Source organism: Nocardia sp. CA-107356, assembly GCF_050946365.1.
GTDB lineage: Bacteria > Actinomycetota > Actinomycetes > Mycobacteriales > Mycobacteriaceae > Nocardia.
This window is the reverse complement of sequence record NZ_CP191992.1, coordinates 1,232,998-1,246,202: the sequence shown is the minus strand read 5'-3', so window position 1 is coordinate 1,246,202 and position 13,205 is coordinate 1,232,998. Positions and strand designations below refer to the sequence as shown.

The 13,205-nt window shown below is 65.7% G+C and carries 9 protein-coding genes; 4 read left to right on the top strand and 5 right to left on the bottom strand.

Annotated elements, in window-relative coordinates; genetic code table 11:
- Positions 1 to 41: 41 nt before the first annotated feature.
- Both sucD and sucC read right to left on the bottom strand, forming a co-directional pair.
- Positions 42 to 956, bottom strand: a complete 915-nt coding sequence (gene sucD, locus ACQP1G_RS05620; protein ID WP_063036866.1) for a succinate--CoA ligase subunit alpha — start codon at positions 954 to 956, stop codon at positions 42 to 44.
- 11 nt (positions 957 to 967) lie between these two features.
- Positions 968 to 2,134, bottom strand: a complete 1,167-nt coding sequence (gene sucC / locus ACQP1G_RS05615; RefSeq protein ID WP_433199025.1) for an ADP-forming succinate--CoA ligase subunit beta — start codon at positions 2,132 to 2,134, stop codon at positions 968 to 970.
- 527 nt (positions 2,135 to 2,661) lie between these two features.
- Here sucC and ACQP1G_RS05610 point away from each other — a divergent pair.
- Together ACQP1G_RS05610 and ACQP1G_RS05605 are read left to right on the top strand one after the other, a co-directional pair.
- A complete protein-coding gene (locus ACQP1G_RS05610; RefSeq protein ID WP_433208184.1) occupies positions 2,662 to 3,900 on the top strand; it encodes a peptidoglycan DD-metalloendopeptidase family protein in 1,239 nt (412 codons plus the stop codon).
- A 418-nt stretch (positions 3,901 to 4,318) separates the two neighbouring features.
- Positions 4,319 to 6,016, top strand: a complete 1,698-nt coding sequence (locus ACQP1G_RS05605) for a peptidoglycan DD-metalloendopeptidase family protein (protein WP_433199023.1) — start codon at positions 4,319 to 4,321, stop codon at positions 6,014 to 6,016.
- Positions 6,017 to 6,038: 22 nt separating this feature from the next.
- On the opposite strand, the gene ACQP1G_RS05600 is transcribed toward ACQP1G_RS05605, so the two are convergent.
- Positions 6,039 to 8,666 (bottom strand): UvrD-helicase domain-containing protein, encoded by a 2,628-nt coding sequence (locus tag ACQP1G_RS05600; protein WP_433199021.1) that lies wholly within the window; start codon positions 8,664 to 8,666, stop codon positions 6,039 to 6,041.
- A 388-nt stretch (positions 8,667 to 9,054) separates the two neighbouring features.
- Between ACQP1G_RS05600 and ACQP1G_RS05595 the strand changes: the two genes are divergently transcribed.
- The gene (locus tag ACQP1G_RS05595; protein ID WP_433208181.1) at positions 9,055 to 9,348 is read left to right on the top strand and encodes a chorismate mutase; all 294 of its coding nucleotides are present in this window, start codon (positions 9,055 to 9,057) and stop codon (positions 9,346 to 9,348) included.
- Positions 9,349 to 9,469: 121 nt separating this feature from the next.
- Here the strand turns inward: ACQP1G_RS05595 and ACQP1G_RS05590 are convergent, their stop codons facing one another.
- Positions 9,470 to 10,924, bottom strand: a complete 1,455-nt coding sequence (locus ACQP1G_RS05590; RefSeq protein ID WP_433199019.1) for an NAD-dependent succinate-semialdehyde dehydrogenase — start codon at positions 10,922 to 10,924, stop codon at positions 9,470 to 9,472.
- 126 nt (positions 10,925 to 11,050) lie between these two features.
- Here ACQP1G_RS05590 and pgi point away from each other — a divergent pair, with 126 nt between their 5' ends.
- On the top strand, positions 11,051 to 12,688 hold the full coding sequence (gene pgi / locus ACQP1G_RS05585) for a glucose-6-phosphate isomerase (RefSeq protein WP_433199017.1): 1,638 nt from the start codon (positions 11,051 to 11,053) through the stop codon (positions 12,686 to 12,688).
- Between the two features lie 39 nt (positions 12,689 to 12,727).
- Here pgi and ACQP1G_RS05580 read toward each other — a convergent pair whose 3' ends face one another.
- Positions 12,728 to 13,198 (bottom strand): SRPBCC family protein, encoded by a 471-nt coding sequence (locus ACQP1G_RS05580; RefSeq protein ID WP_433199015.1) that lies wholly within the window; start codon positions 13,196 to 13,198, stop codon positions 12,728 to 12,730.
- Between the last annotated feature and the right edge of the window lie 7 nt (positions 13,199 to 13,205).

The following is a 13,205-nucleotide window of genomic DNA, read 5'->3' as shown; positions in this document are numbered from 1 at the left end:
CTTCCGGACCTGGAAGGCGGCCTTTGTGCGTAAGCAGCGGATCAGGCCGTAACGCTTGCCTTCTCCAGGATCTCGCGCGCCAGTGCGGCGGTCTCGGACGGCGTCTTGCCGACCTTGACACCGGCAGCCTCGAGCGCGTCCTTCTTCGCCTGGGCGGTACCGGCCGAACCGGAGACGATGGCGCCCGCGTGGCCCATGGTCTTGCCCTCGGGGGCGGTGAAGCCCGCGACGTAACCGACGACCGGCTTGGTGACGTTGGCCTTGATGTAGGCCGCGGCCCGCTCCTCGGCGTCGCCGCCGATCTCGCCGATCATCACGATCAGCTTGGTCTCGGGATCCTTCTCGAACGCCTCGATGGCGTCGATGTGGGTGGTGCCGATGACCGGGTCGCCGCCGATGCCGATGGCGGTGGAGAAGCCGAAGTCACGCAGCTCGTACATCATCTGGTAGGTCAGGGTGCCGGACTTCGACACCAGGCCGACCGGGCCCTTGCCGGTGATGTTGGCCGGGGTGATGCCGACCAGCGACTCGCCGGGGGTGATGATGCCGGGGCAGTTCGGGCCGATGATCCGGGTCTTGTTGCCCTTCTCCACGTTGTAGGCCCACGCGTAGGCGGTGTCCTGCACCGGAATGCCCTCGGTGATGACCACGAGCAGCGGGATCTCCGCGTCGATGGCCTCGATGATGGCGTCCTTCGAGAACTTCGGCGGCACGAACGCGATGGACACGTCGGCGCCGGTCGCCTTGATGGCCTCTTCGACGGTGCCGAACACCGGCAGCTCGACCGGGTTGCCGTCCTTATCGGTGTGCGCGACGGTGGTGCCCGCCTTGCGCGCGTTGACACCGCCCACGACCTGGGTGCCAGCCTTCAGCATCAGCGCGGTGTGCTTGGTGCCCTCACCACCGGTGATGCCCTGGACGATGACCTTGGAATCCTTGTTGAGGAAGATAGACATTTCCGGTTTCCTTACTTGGCCGCTGCCAGTTCGGCGGCCTTGTCGGCGCCTTCGTCCATTGTCTGCGCAAGCGTGATCAGCGGATGCGCGGCATCGACGAGAATCTTGCGGCCCTCGTCCACCTTGTTGCCGTCGAGACGGACGACCAGCGGCTTGTTCGCCTCGGCGCCAAGGATTTCCAGTGCCTTCACGATGCCGTTGGCGACCGCGTCACATGCGGTGATACCGCCGAAGACGTTGACGAACACGCTCTTGACCTGCGCATCGCCCAGGATGACGTCCAGACCGGCGGCCATCACCTCGGCCGAGGCGCCACCGCCGATGTCGAGGAAGTTGGCGGGCTTGACGCCATTGTGGTTCTCGCCCGCGTACGCGACGACGTCCAGGGTGGACATGACCAGACCCGCGCCGTTGCCGATGATGCCGACCTCACCGTCGAGCTTGACGTAGTTGAGGTCGTTCTCCTTGGCCTTGAGCTCGAGGGGATCGGTCGCGTCCTTGTCCGCGAAGGCCTCGTGATCCGGGTGCCGGAACTCGGCGTTCTCGTCGAGGGTGACCTTGCCGTCGAGCGCGAGGATCTCGTTATCGGGGGTGCGGACCAGCGGGTTGACCTCGACCAGCGTGGCGTCCTCGCCGATGAACACCTCCCAGAGCTTCTGGATGGTCACGGCCGCGGCGTCGAGCACGTCGGCGGGCAGATGGCCCTGCTCGGCGATCGAGCGGGCGAACGCGAGGTCGACCCCCTTGACGGCGTCGACGGGAACCTTGGCGAGGCGCTCCGGCTTGGTTGCCGCGACCTCTTCGATCTCCATACCGCCTTCCACCGAGCACATGGCCAGGTAGGTGCGGTTGGAGCGGTCCAGCAGGAAGGAGATGTAGTACTCCTCCGCGATGTCCTTGGCCTCGGCGACAAGGATCTTCTTGGTGATGTGGCCCTTGATATCCAGGCCGATGATGTTCTGCGCGTGCGTGAACGCGTCATCCGGGGTGGCGGCGAACTTGACGCCACCCGCCTTACCACGGCCACCGGCCTTCACCTGGGACTTGATCATCACCGGCTTGCCGATTTCCTCCGCGATGGCGCGGGCGTCTTCGGCCGTGTCCGTGACGCGGCCCTCGGACGAAGGCACTCCGTGCTTAACGAAGAGCTCCTTCGCCTGATATTCGAAGAGATCCATGTACTCACCGTCTCGTCTGCGTTGTGATGACAACGTCTTTGTTGGCGGCCCGACGTCGGAAGCGGGTCGGTCGGACTTTAACCAGTCACATGGAGGGCTAAACGGCCACGTTCATCGTAAGTGGCGCAGGTCACGGCACGATGCTCAGGGCAGGAAAAAGCCTGGCCAAGACTACTCGCGGGTAGGTTGTGGACGGTGCGCCAGGTAGAGCCGCCGAACCCCGGCGCCTACGGGCTTCTACTACACATTGTCGTCGGACAATCTCACGCACATCCCCCGATTACAGTGAGATATTCCGGTGCGTTACCGTGATCAATCTCACATGTTTGGATTGATCGCACGTAGCGCTTGCGGACCCCGCAATCGTTTCGTTACCGTCATTGAGGTCGATGTCACAACACGGTCACGACTAGGAGGACGGCAAGCTTGACGCAGCACAGCACTCCGCAGACGGAGAGCCGTTCCATAGCGCCTCTGGGTAGGCAGTTCGACACCGTGATCTTTCGCTCGATGATGTGGCACTCCTGATGAACCATCGCTCGACCTTCGCTTCCGATAATCGCGCTCGCTCCGGACATCGTTATCGTTCGGATGACGATGAGGCATTTGGCGGCCATTCCAATGCGGCGGTAGATCCGTTCGGCACCTCTTCGCGGCGGTCCGCCGCCGACGGACACCGGTACGCCGCGCCGGCCGGTGCGGCTGGGCATGACCTCGACGAGAACTCCTGGGGCGCACACGATTCGTGGGCGCAGGCCGATCCGCAGCAGGAATCCGATTCATGGTCGCAGTCGCAGTCCTGGGCGCAGGGCGATTCGTGGTCCGACGGTGGCGCCTGGGCCTCCAATGATTCCTGGACACCCGAGAGTGACGATTCCTGGACCCCCGACTCCGAAGCGTCGTGGACGCCGGAGGCGGACGGATCCTGGGATGACGATGAGTCCTGGGATGGCGACTCTGCTTGGGAGTCCGAAGATCCGGAATCTCCGGCCGGTCCCACTGTCATTCCGGCCCGCCGCGCGAACCGTGGCAGTGGTGGCGCGCATCGGATGCCAGCACCGCCCGCCTCACTCAAGGGCCGCGCCGCGGTCGTCGCCGTCGCCGCGGGTGCGGTGGTCGCCGCCGGACAGTGTGCCTTCGCCTCGCCCGAACAGCCATCGCACGCTGTCGACTACGAGGCCGCTGGCCAGATCCACGAGATCGCCGCACAGTCGGTCAGCCTGGCCGACCCCAACACCTCCCCGGATTCGCCGCAGGTACTGAACGTTTCGGCCCCGACCAACGTCGGCCAGTTCGGCGACATGCTGCAAAAAGGCCAGAAGTTCGCCGAAGATATGGCGGCACAGGAGGCCTCGAAGCTCCGCCCGCTGTTCACCAAGTTCGCCGCGGGCAATTTCACCTCCGGCTTCGGCGCCCGCTGGGGCGTACAGCACCTCGGCGTCGATATCGCGGGCCCGATCGGCACCCCTATCTACGCCGTAGCCGACGCCACCGTGATCGAGGCGGGCCCGGCCTCGGGCTTCGGTATGTGGGTCCGGCTGCTGCACGATGACGGCACCGTCACCATCTACGGACATATCGACACCGCCACCGTGTCGCAGGGACAGCGAGTCATGGCCGGCGACCAGATCGCGACCATCGGCAACCGCGGTTTCTCCACCGGCCCGCACTGCCATTTCGAGGTCTGGCTGAACGGAGTCGACAAGGTCGACCCGTTGCCCTGGCTGGCGACGCGGGGCATCAGTTTGGGTCAACAGCGCGACTAGAAAGCCAGCGGCACATGAGCTTTGGTACGGGCGGCGCACCACGGTGTGCCGCCCGTTCTGGTCCGTATCCCTGCGGCGGAGCCGAACCCGTTCCGGGGCAATGGGATTCATCGGACACCGGTTGCAGGGCCGCAACCGATTCGTTACCGTCGATGGGCCGATCCCCCATCGGCAAGCGTGACCGGAGGATGAGAACCTGAATGCGCGTTGCGAACATCCTGAACGCATGGCTCGACATCCGAAGGCCAGGAACTTTCGAACTTTTAGAACATTTCGGATGCTGTAGCGGTGTGATGCGGTCGCAGCGATGAGGCAGGGACATCCGGACGGTTCCGCGGGACGCGGCGTACCGATTCAGCATTATCTAGACAATTCTCAGCAACCCTCCCAAGTGCCCGGCAATGTCGAATTCTGGCGAGTGGGAGATCCTTGGCCGCAAGCGGTTCCGCCGTTCGACGATGGCGCTGAGAGCTACGACAGGCGTCTGGGTTACAGCAGCCCGGGTTACGACAACAGCCAGGGTTACGACAACAGCCAGGGCTATGGCTGGAGCCAGGGTTATGGCTGGAGCCAGGGTCACGCCGAGAGTCAGGATTACCGCAAGAGCCGGGGCTACGGCGAGGGTCAGCGTGATGGCGGAAGCCAGCTCTACGACGAGGGCTACAACAGCTGGCACGGCATCGATAACGGCCGCGATGATCACGTGAACCCGAATTACAACCACTACGCCACCCAGAACCACAGCGCCGCACTGAATCACGACACTGCCTGGAGCGAAGGCGATTTCGGAAGCACCGGCAATGCATGGGGCACCGACTCCGGAAACACCAACAGCGCGGTAGAAACCCCCAGCGTCAGCGACGCATGGAATGCCGACCCCCGCAGCACTCGCGACAGACGGGACACCGACCTCAGTGCACCCCGCGACGCTTGGCGCACTGACCCCGAAAGTAGCGGCGACGCCTGGTACACCGACTCCGGACACTCCCACAATGCCTGGGACACCGACTCCGGATACTCCAGCGACGCGTGGAACCCCGACCCTGGGCACCCCCACAACGCGTGGAACCCCGACCCCGGACAACCCCACAACGCCTGGAACCCCGACCCCGGACAACCCCACGACCCCTGGAACCCCGACCCGCACAGCACCCGCGATACACCGGCCGCTGAGCCCCGAAGCACCAGTGACGCATGGAAGACCGGGCCCGTCAGCGGTGACGCCCCGTGGCACAGCGGCTCCGGAGGCATCCACAACGCTTGGGACACCGACACTGGAAACACCAGCGACGCGTGGGGTTCCGGGAGCGGCAGGGCTGTAGGGGAGGTCGACGCGCGGGCCACGGTGGAGCGCGCGGACATCCCCGCTGACTCGTCGAACCGACCGGGGCGGGCGAAGCCTCGGCGCGGTGCGCATCGGCTGCCCGCGCCGCCGAGTGGGCTGCGGGGACGGGCGGCGGCTATTGCGGTTGCGGCGGGGGCGATTGTCGCTGCGGGACAGAATCTGGCGGCCCCTGAGAAAGCACCGGACACAGCCGAAATCCAGGCCGTCGGGCAGCAGCAGGCCATAGAGCCGTTGAGCGCAGACCTTCCCACGACACCGGAACTTCTCGATATCGCGACACCGACCGACCTCGAGCAGTACGGCGATGTGTTGCAGAACGGCAGTAAGTTCGCCGAGGATATGGCGGCGGAGGCGGATGCGAAGCTGCGGCCGCTGTTCACCAAATTCGCCTCGGGCACTTTCACATCCGGATTCGGCCAGCGCTGGGGTGTGCTGCACGCCGGTGTCGACATCGCCGCACCCATCGGTACGCCGATCTACGCGGTCGAGGACGGCACCATCATCGATGCGGGCCCAGCTGCCGGATTCGGCATGTGGGTACGGGTGCGCGGCGACGACGGCACCATCACCGTGTACGGCCACATCAATACCGCCGTGGTGTCGGTGGGCCAGTATGTGCTCGCGGGTGACGAGATCGCGACGGTCGGCAATCGAGGTGAATCCACCGGCCCGCACTGCCACTTCGAAGTCTGGCTCAACGGCACCGACCGCATCGACCCGCTGCCCTGGCTCGCCACCCGAGGCATCAGCCTGGGCTTCGAACGCGACTGAGCGCCCGCCGGATCGGGGTGATTCAGAGCTTGATCAGGGTGCGGCTGTATTGGGGGATGAGGCGGATTTTGCCTGCGGTGCCGAAGTCGATGGTGACCGTGGCCAAGGGGCCGAAGCCTTCGGCGGCGACTACCCGGCCGAGGCCGTATTTGTCGTCGCTGACTCGATCGCCGACAGCCAGTACGAGATTGGCGTTGTTGCGGGTTGCGCCGCCGGGAGCGGGGCGGCGCGGGCCACGGTCGCTGACGCCCGGCCGCTGCTGATTCCAGCCGTCGCGGGTCCAGTCGTGTTCCAGGCCGTCATCGTCGCCGCGGCGGCGGATACCGCGTGTCAACGGCGACCCCTTGGGCTCCAACCGCTTCCAGTCGATGAGGTGGGCCGGGATCTCCTGTAGGAAGCGCGACTCCGGATTCGAGACCGGCTGCCCCCAGCCGGAGCGGACCACCGCGCGGCTGACGTAGAGCCGCTGCCTGGCCCGGGTGATACCGACGTAGGCGAGGCGGCGTTCCTCGGCCAGTTCGGTCGGATCGCCGAGCGCGCGCATATGCGGGAACTGGCCGTCCTCCCAACCGGTGACGAAGACGACCGGGAATTCCAGGCCCTTGGCGGTGTGCAGCGTCATCATCGTGACCACGCCGGTGCCCTCGTCGGGCAACTGGTCGCTATCGGCCACCAGCGAGACCCGTTCCAGGAAGGCGGCCAGCGAACCCGGGTCGGGTTCGCCCTCGGCGGCCTCGGGCACCAGGCCCTCCTGCCGGGCAGCCTCTGCGTTGTTGTACGCCTCGGAGCTGAATTCCCGTGCGACGCTGACCAATTCGTTCAAGTTGTCGAGCCGGGCGCCGTCCTGTGGGTCGTCGGAGCCCTCCAGTTCGGCCCGGTAGCCGGTGCGGTCCAGCACCGCGTCGACCATATTGCCGAGGTCGGGGAAATCCTGATCGGCCTGCGCGCCGGCCGCCCTGACCTCCGCCAGCAGGTCGAGGAATCCGGCGATCGCGCGCTGCGCACGGGTATTCAGTAGCGCCACTGTGCCGTCGGCGGCATCGCGCAGCGCCTCGGCGAAACCGATCCCCCGCTGCTCGGCGTGCACCGCAACACAGGCCTCGGCTCGATCGCCGATACCCCGGCGCGGGGTGTTGAGGATGCGGCGCAGGCTCACCGTATCGTCGGGATTGTCGAGCACACGCAGGTACGCGACGATATCGCGCACCTCCTTGCGCTCGTAGAAGCGCACGCCGCCGACCACCTTGTACGGCAGCCCCATTCGAATGAAGATCTCTTCCAGCGCGCGGGAGTTGTTGTTGGTGCGGTAGAACACCGCGACATCGCTGTAGTTGGCATCGCCCGCGTCCACCAGCCGGTCGATCTCCCGAGCTACGAACGAAGCCTCGTCGTGCTCGTTGTCGGCGACGTAGCCGGTGATCAGATCGCCCTCACCGGAATCGGTCCACAGCCGCTTGTCACGACGGTTCTCGTTGCGCGATATCACCGCGTTGGCGGCGGAGAGAATGTGCTGGGTAGAGCGATAGTTCTGTTCCAGCAGGATGGTTTCGGCATCCGGGAAGTCGCGTTCGAATTCCTCGATATTGCGGATGGTCGCGCCGCGGAAGGCGTAGATGGACTGGTCCGCATCACCCACTACACACAGTTCACTCGGCGCGACCGCGTCTTCGGATCTGTCCTGCGTGTGATGCCCGACCAGCTCGCGGACCAGGATGTACTGGGCGTGGTTGGTGTCTTGGTACTCGTCGACCAACACGTGCCGGAACCGGCGCCGGTAGTATTCGGCGACCTGCGGATGGTGTTGCAGCAGCGCTACCGTTTCGCCGATCAGATCATCGAAGTCGAATGCGTTCGCCGAACGCAACCGGCGCTGGTATTCGGTGTACACGCGGGCGACGAGTCCGGGCAGTTCGGTGTCGTCGGTTTCGGCATCGGCGGTGGCCTGTTCCGGGCCGATGAGCTCGTTCTTCAAATTCGAGATGGCGGTGGCCAGCAATCGCGCCGAATATTTCTTGACGTCGATATCGAAGTCTCGGCTGATCATGGTGAGCAACCGCCGGGAATCGTCGGCGTCGTAGATGGAGAAATTCGAATTCAGCCCGGGCAGCAGCGCCGCCTGCATGCGCAGGATGCGGACGCAGCTGGAGTGGAAGGTCGAGACCCACATGTTGTTCGCACGCGGTCCGACCAGGCCGATGACCCGCTCGCGCATTTCGGCGGCGGCCTTATTGGTGAAGGTGATGGCAAGGACCTGCCCCGGCGTCACCCCGCGGGCGGCCAGCAGATAGGCGATGCGCCGGGTCAGCACGGCGGTCTTGCCCGAACCCGCGCCCGCGACGATCAGCAGCGGCGCCCCGGTGTGCACGACCGCCGCGCGCTGCTGCGGGTTGAGGCCATCGAGCAGTCGTTCGGCCTCTTCCGCGCGGCGCTGCTCGCGTTCGGCGCGGCGTTTTTCTTGTTCGACACGATGCTTGTCCTCGACGACACGCGGTAGCGCGTCCGCGCCGGTGTGTTCCGAGCCACCCGCCACAGTCGGCACGGCAGAATCACCCATCTCCTCGGTACGAGCAGCGTCGACCTGCGGTTTCTGGGCCGAATCCTGGTGCCGAGTCCGCCCGGCCTGCGTCTTGGGAGCCACCGTGATGTCCATCGTCCATCCACGCTACCGGCGGGCACCGACAGAGATGAAGTCCCGGTCGGCATCGGTGTCGATTCGGCGACCATGCGACGAACGGCCGATGAACTGGGCCGGGTCAGCGTGGCCGCGGCTAATGTGCCCACCCTCTCAGCAGATTCACAAAATGAAGTGTTTTGCATTGCTTGGGCCCCGTGGCAGACTGGCCACATGATCTGCGCGACCGCGATGTATCCGATTCGGCTAACAGCCGGATATTGCGAACGCGGACTTTGTACCTGAGCGCGCCGCCCGGGAGGGAAGATTGCAAGGCCCACCAGGTTTGTTCTACACGGTGAAGGAACCGATCGGTAACGAGCTCGGCTTGCCCGCCGATCGATGTTCTGACACGAGGAGATGAATGATGAGCACCCCTTCCACGACGACCGGGTCCGACTCGACTCTGCCCCCTACCGAGGCCGAGATCGACAAGCTCCGCAAGGAGATCGACCAGCTCGACGCGGAAATCCTCGCCGCCATCAAGCGCCGCACCGAGATCTCCCGGATCATCGGTCGCACCCGGATGGCCTCCGGCGGCCCCCGCCTCGTGCACAGTCGTGAGATGAAGGTGCTGGAGCGTTTCAGCGAACTCGGCCAGGAGGGCCACACCCTCGCTATGCTGCTGCTGCGCCTCGGCCGCGGCCGACTCGGCCACTAGAGGCGCATCTCCGGCCGCAACTCGCGGCCCAACCAAGACCACGCGGCGATCGCGAGACCGTCGCCTCCCCATGGCCGCCCCGGGTGTTCAGACCCCCGGGGCGGTCGTTTTCATGTCCGGGTCAGGTGAGGGCGATGTACTTGGTGGACAGGTACTCCTCGATACCCTCGATACCGCCCTCGCGGCCGAAGCCCGACGCCTTGACACCGCCGAAAGGCGCTGCCGGATCGGAGATTACGCCGCGGTTGACGCCCACCATGCCGGATTCCAGGCCCTCGGCGATGCGCAGTGCACGGTCCAGGTCGCGGGTGTAGACGTAGCTGACGAGGCCGAATTCGGTGTTGTTGGCGGCGGCCAGACCTTCGGCGTCGGTCTCGAAGCCGACGATCGGGGCGACGGGGCCGAAGACCTCCTCCCGCAAGATCCGAGCATTCGTGGGAACCTCGCTGAGGATGGTCGCGGGGTAGAACCAGCCCGGACCGCCGGGCGCTTTGCCGCCCAGACGGACCTGCGCGCCGACCGCGACCGCGTCGTCGACCAGTTCGCTGACCGTGTTGAGCTGTTCCTCGTTGATCAGCGGGCCAAGGGTGGTGTTCGGATCGGAGCCGGGGCCGAGCGTCACGCTGCTCGACATCGCCTCGACGAATTTGGTGGTGAACTCCTCCAGCACACCGTTCTGCACGTGGAAGCGGTTGGCCGCGGTACATGCCTCGCCGCCGTTGCGCAGTTTGGCCAGCATCGCGCCCTGTACCGCGGCGTCGATATCGGCATCGTCGAAGACCACGAACGGTGCGTTGCCGCCGAGTTCCATCGAGGTGCGCAACAGTCCGTTCGCCGACTTCTCCACCAGCTTCTTGCCGACCTCGGTGGAGCCGGTGAAGGTGAGCTTGCGCAGGCGCGGATCATCCAACAGCGGCTGTGTCACGGCACCGGAGCGGCTGGAGGTGATCACCGAGAGCACCCCGTCCGGCAGACCCGCCTCGCTGCACAGCTTGGCCAGCGCCAGCATGCTCAACGGGGTCGCCGAGGCAGGTTTGACGATCATCGTGCAGCCAGCGGCCAGCGCGGGGCCGATCTTGCGGGTGCCCATGGCCAGCGGGAAGTTCCACGGTGTGATGGCCAGACACGGCCCGACCGGCTGCTTGTGCACCATGATCCGCCCGGCGCCGGACGGCGCGTGCAGATAACGCCCGTGCACGCGAACCGCCTCCTCACTGAACCAGCGGAAGAATTCGGCGCCATAGCGCACCTCGTTGCGGCTCTCCGGCAGCGCCTTACCCATCTCCAGGGTCATCAGCAGCGCGAATTCCTCGGCGCGTGCGGTCAGCTTGTCGAAGACTCTGCGCAGGATTTCGCCGCGTTCACGTGACGGCGTGGCCGCCCACTCGGCCTGCACCGCGGCGGCGGCATCCAGTGCACGCACCGCGTCTTCCGGCGTGGCATCGGCGACCTGGGTCAGCACCTGCCCATCGGCCGGATTGTGCACCGCGAAGGTGCCGCCCCCGGTGGCGTCGACGGGACCGCCGATCCACAGCTGCGTCGGTACGGATTGGAGTACTTCACGTTCGGACACCATGGGCCCAGCCTAGGCCGCGCGCTCGCGCACCACCCTCGACTCATCGATGCGAAATCAAGGACAACATCGGCGAAAGTATGCGGTCCTTGCCTGCACACCCGATCGAGTGCTTGTAATCTCGCGGACGTGAGCAGCGACATCACCGCATCGGCGGCCTGGCGGAAACTGCACGAGCACCACAGCGCCGTCGCCGGACGACACCTGCGGGAGTTCTTCGCCGAGGATCCCGACCGCGGCCGCGAGCTGATCGTGCAGGTCGGCGATCTGCACATCGACTACAGCAAGCATCGCGTCACGCGGGAAACCCTGCATCTGCTGGTCGAATTGGCGCACGAGGCCGGTCTGGCCGAGCGGCGCGACGCGATGTTCCGCGGCGACCACATCAACACCTCGGAGGACCGCGCGGTCGAACATATCGCGCTACGGCTACCCGAGGGCGAGTCGGTCATCGTGGACGACGCCGACGCGGGCGCCGAGGTGCGCGAAGTGCTACGGCGGATGGGTGAATTCACCGACGCGGTGCGCTCCGGCGCGTGGCGCGGCGCCACCGGCGAACGCATCGGCACCGTGGTGAATATCGGCATCGGCGGCTCGGACCTCGGCCCGGATATGGTGCACCGGGCACTGCGGCACTACGCCGATGCCGGAGTCGGCGCCCGTTTCGTCTCGAATGTCGACCCGGCCGATCTGGTCGCGAAACTCGACGGACTCGACCCGGCGACCACGCTGTTCATCGTTGCCTCCAAGACGTTCTCGACGCTGGAGACGCTGACCAATGCCACCGCCGCCCGGCGCTGGCTGGTCGCCGCGCTAGGCGAGGAGGCCGTCGCCAAGCATTTCGTGGCCGTCTCGACCAACGCCGAGCGGGTCGCCGAATTCGGCATCGACACCGCGAATATGTTCGGCTTCTGGGATTGGGTCGGTGGCCGCTACTCGGTGGATTCGGCCATCGGCCTATCGGTGATGGCGACCATCGGCAAGGAGCGCTTCGGCGAGTTCCTGGCCGGAATGCATACCGTCGACCGGCATTTCGTGACCGCGCCGCTGGCCGAGAACGGGCCGGTGCTGCTCGGTCTGCTCGGCGTCTGGTACTCGAACTTCTTCGGTGCGCAATCGCGGGCGGTGCTGCCCTATTCGAACGATCTGGCGCGTTTTCCGGCCTATCTGCAGCAGCTGACGATGGAGTCCAACGGCAAGTCGGTGCGCGCGGACGGTACGCCGGTGACCACCTCGACCGGCGAAATCTTCTGGGGCGAACCGGGAACCAACGGCCAGCACGCGTTCTACCAACTGCTGCACCAGGGCACCCGGCTGATCCCCGCCGATTTCATCGGATTCGCTCGTCCCACCGATGATCTGCCCACCCGCGACGGCACCGGCAGCATGCACGACATCCTGATGAGCAATCTGTTCGCGCAGACCAAGGTGCTCGCCTTCGGCAAGACCGCCGACGAGATCCTGGCCGAGGGCACCGACCCGAAGGTGGTACCGCACAAGGTGATGCCGGGGAATCGGCCGAGCACGACCATTCTCGCGCCGCAGCTGACCCCGACTGCCGTCGGTCAGCTGATCGCACTCTACGAACACCAGGTCTTCGTCGAGGGCACCATTTGGGGTATCGATAGCTTCGACCAGTGGGGTGTCGAACTCGGCAAGCAGCAGGCGCTCGCGCTTGCCCCGCTGCTGACCTCCGCGCAAGAGCCGCCGTCCCAAGGCGACTCGTCCACCGACGCTCTCATCGGCTGGTACCGCGAGCACCGCTGATATCTGGTGGCCGACCGGATCGATCGGCCACCAACCCGATCAGCCCAGTGCCTGTGCCGTCTTGATCAGGGCGGCAACGACATCGGGAAAGTCGGCGGTGATATCCGGACCGATTTCGGGGCCGACGGCATCGGCGGCATCGCCGATGATCTCGGTCCGGTAGACTACGCGGGTCAGCCCATCGCCCGCGGACTCCAAACGGTGTTCGGTGACCACGGTGAAGTCGCCGCCGTCCATTTCATCGGTGAACAGCTCGCCGGGTTCGATCTCCACCAGGCGCAGCCGCACCGTATCGCCGCCGGGCAGCGTCATCGTGAACGCGGTGCCGACCTCGAACGGCCCATCGATCTCGATCTCGTCGAGCCCGTCGTTCCACTCGGGCCAGGCCTCCATATCCGACCAGCACCGCCACAGCGCCTCGGACGCGACCGCCGTCTCGGCGCTGTATTCGTACTCCCACATCCCGCTTGCTCCCCGATATTCCGATACGAATTTCTCGAGCGAGATCATGTCACTC

Coding starts and splice junctions, on each gene's coding strand:
- ACQP1G_RS05610 (WP_433208184.1), top strand. CDS start 2,662: ATGAACCATCGCTCGACCTTCGCTTCCGATAATCGCGCTCGCTCCGGA.
- ACQP1G_RS05595 (WP_433208181.1), top strand. CDS start 9,055: ATGAGCACCCCTTCCACGACGACCGGGTCCGACTCGACTCTGCCCCCT.
- sucD (WP_063036866.1), bottom strand. CDS start 956: ATGTCTATCTTCCTCAACAAGGATTCCAAGGTCATCGTCCAGGGCATC.
- ACQP1G_RS05580 (WP_433199015.1), bottom strand. CDS start 13,198: ATGATCTCGCTCGAGAAATTCGTATCGGAATATCGGGGAGCAAGCGGG.
- ACQP1G_RS05600 (WP_433199021.1), bottom strand. CDS start 8,666: ATGGACATCACGGTGGCTCCCAAGACGCAGGCCGGGCGGACTCGGCAC.
- ACQP1G_RS05590 (WP_433199019.1), bottom strand. CDS start 10,924: ATGGTGTCCGAACGTGAAGTACTCCAATCCGTACCGACGCAGCTGTGG.
- sucC (WP_433199025.1), bottom strand. CDS start 2,134: ATGGATCTCTTCGAATATCAGGCGAAGGAGCTCTTCGTTAAGCACGGA.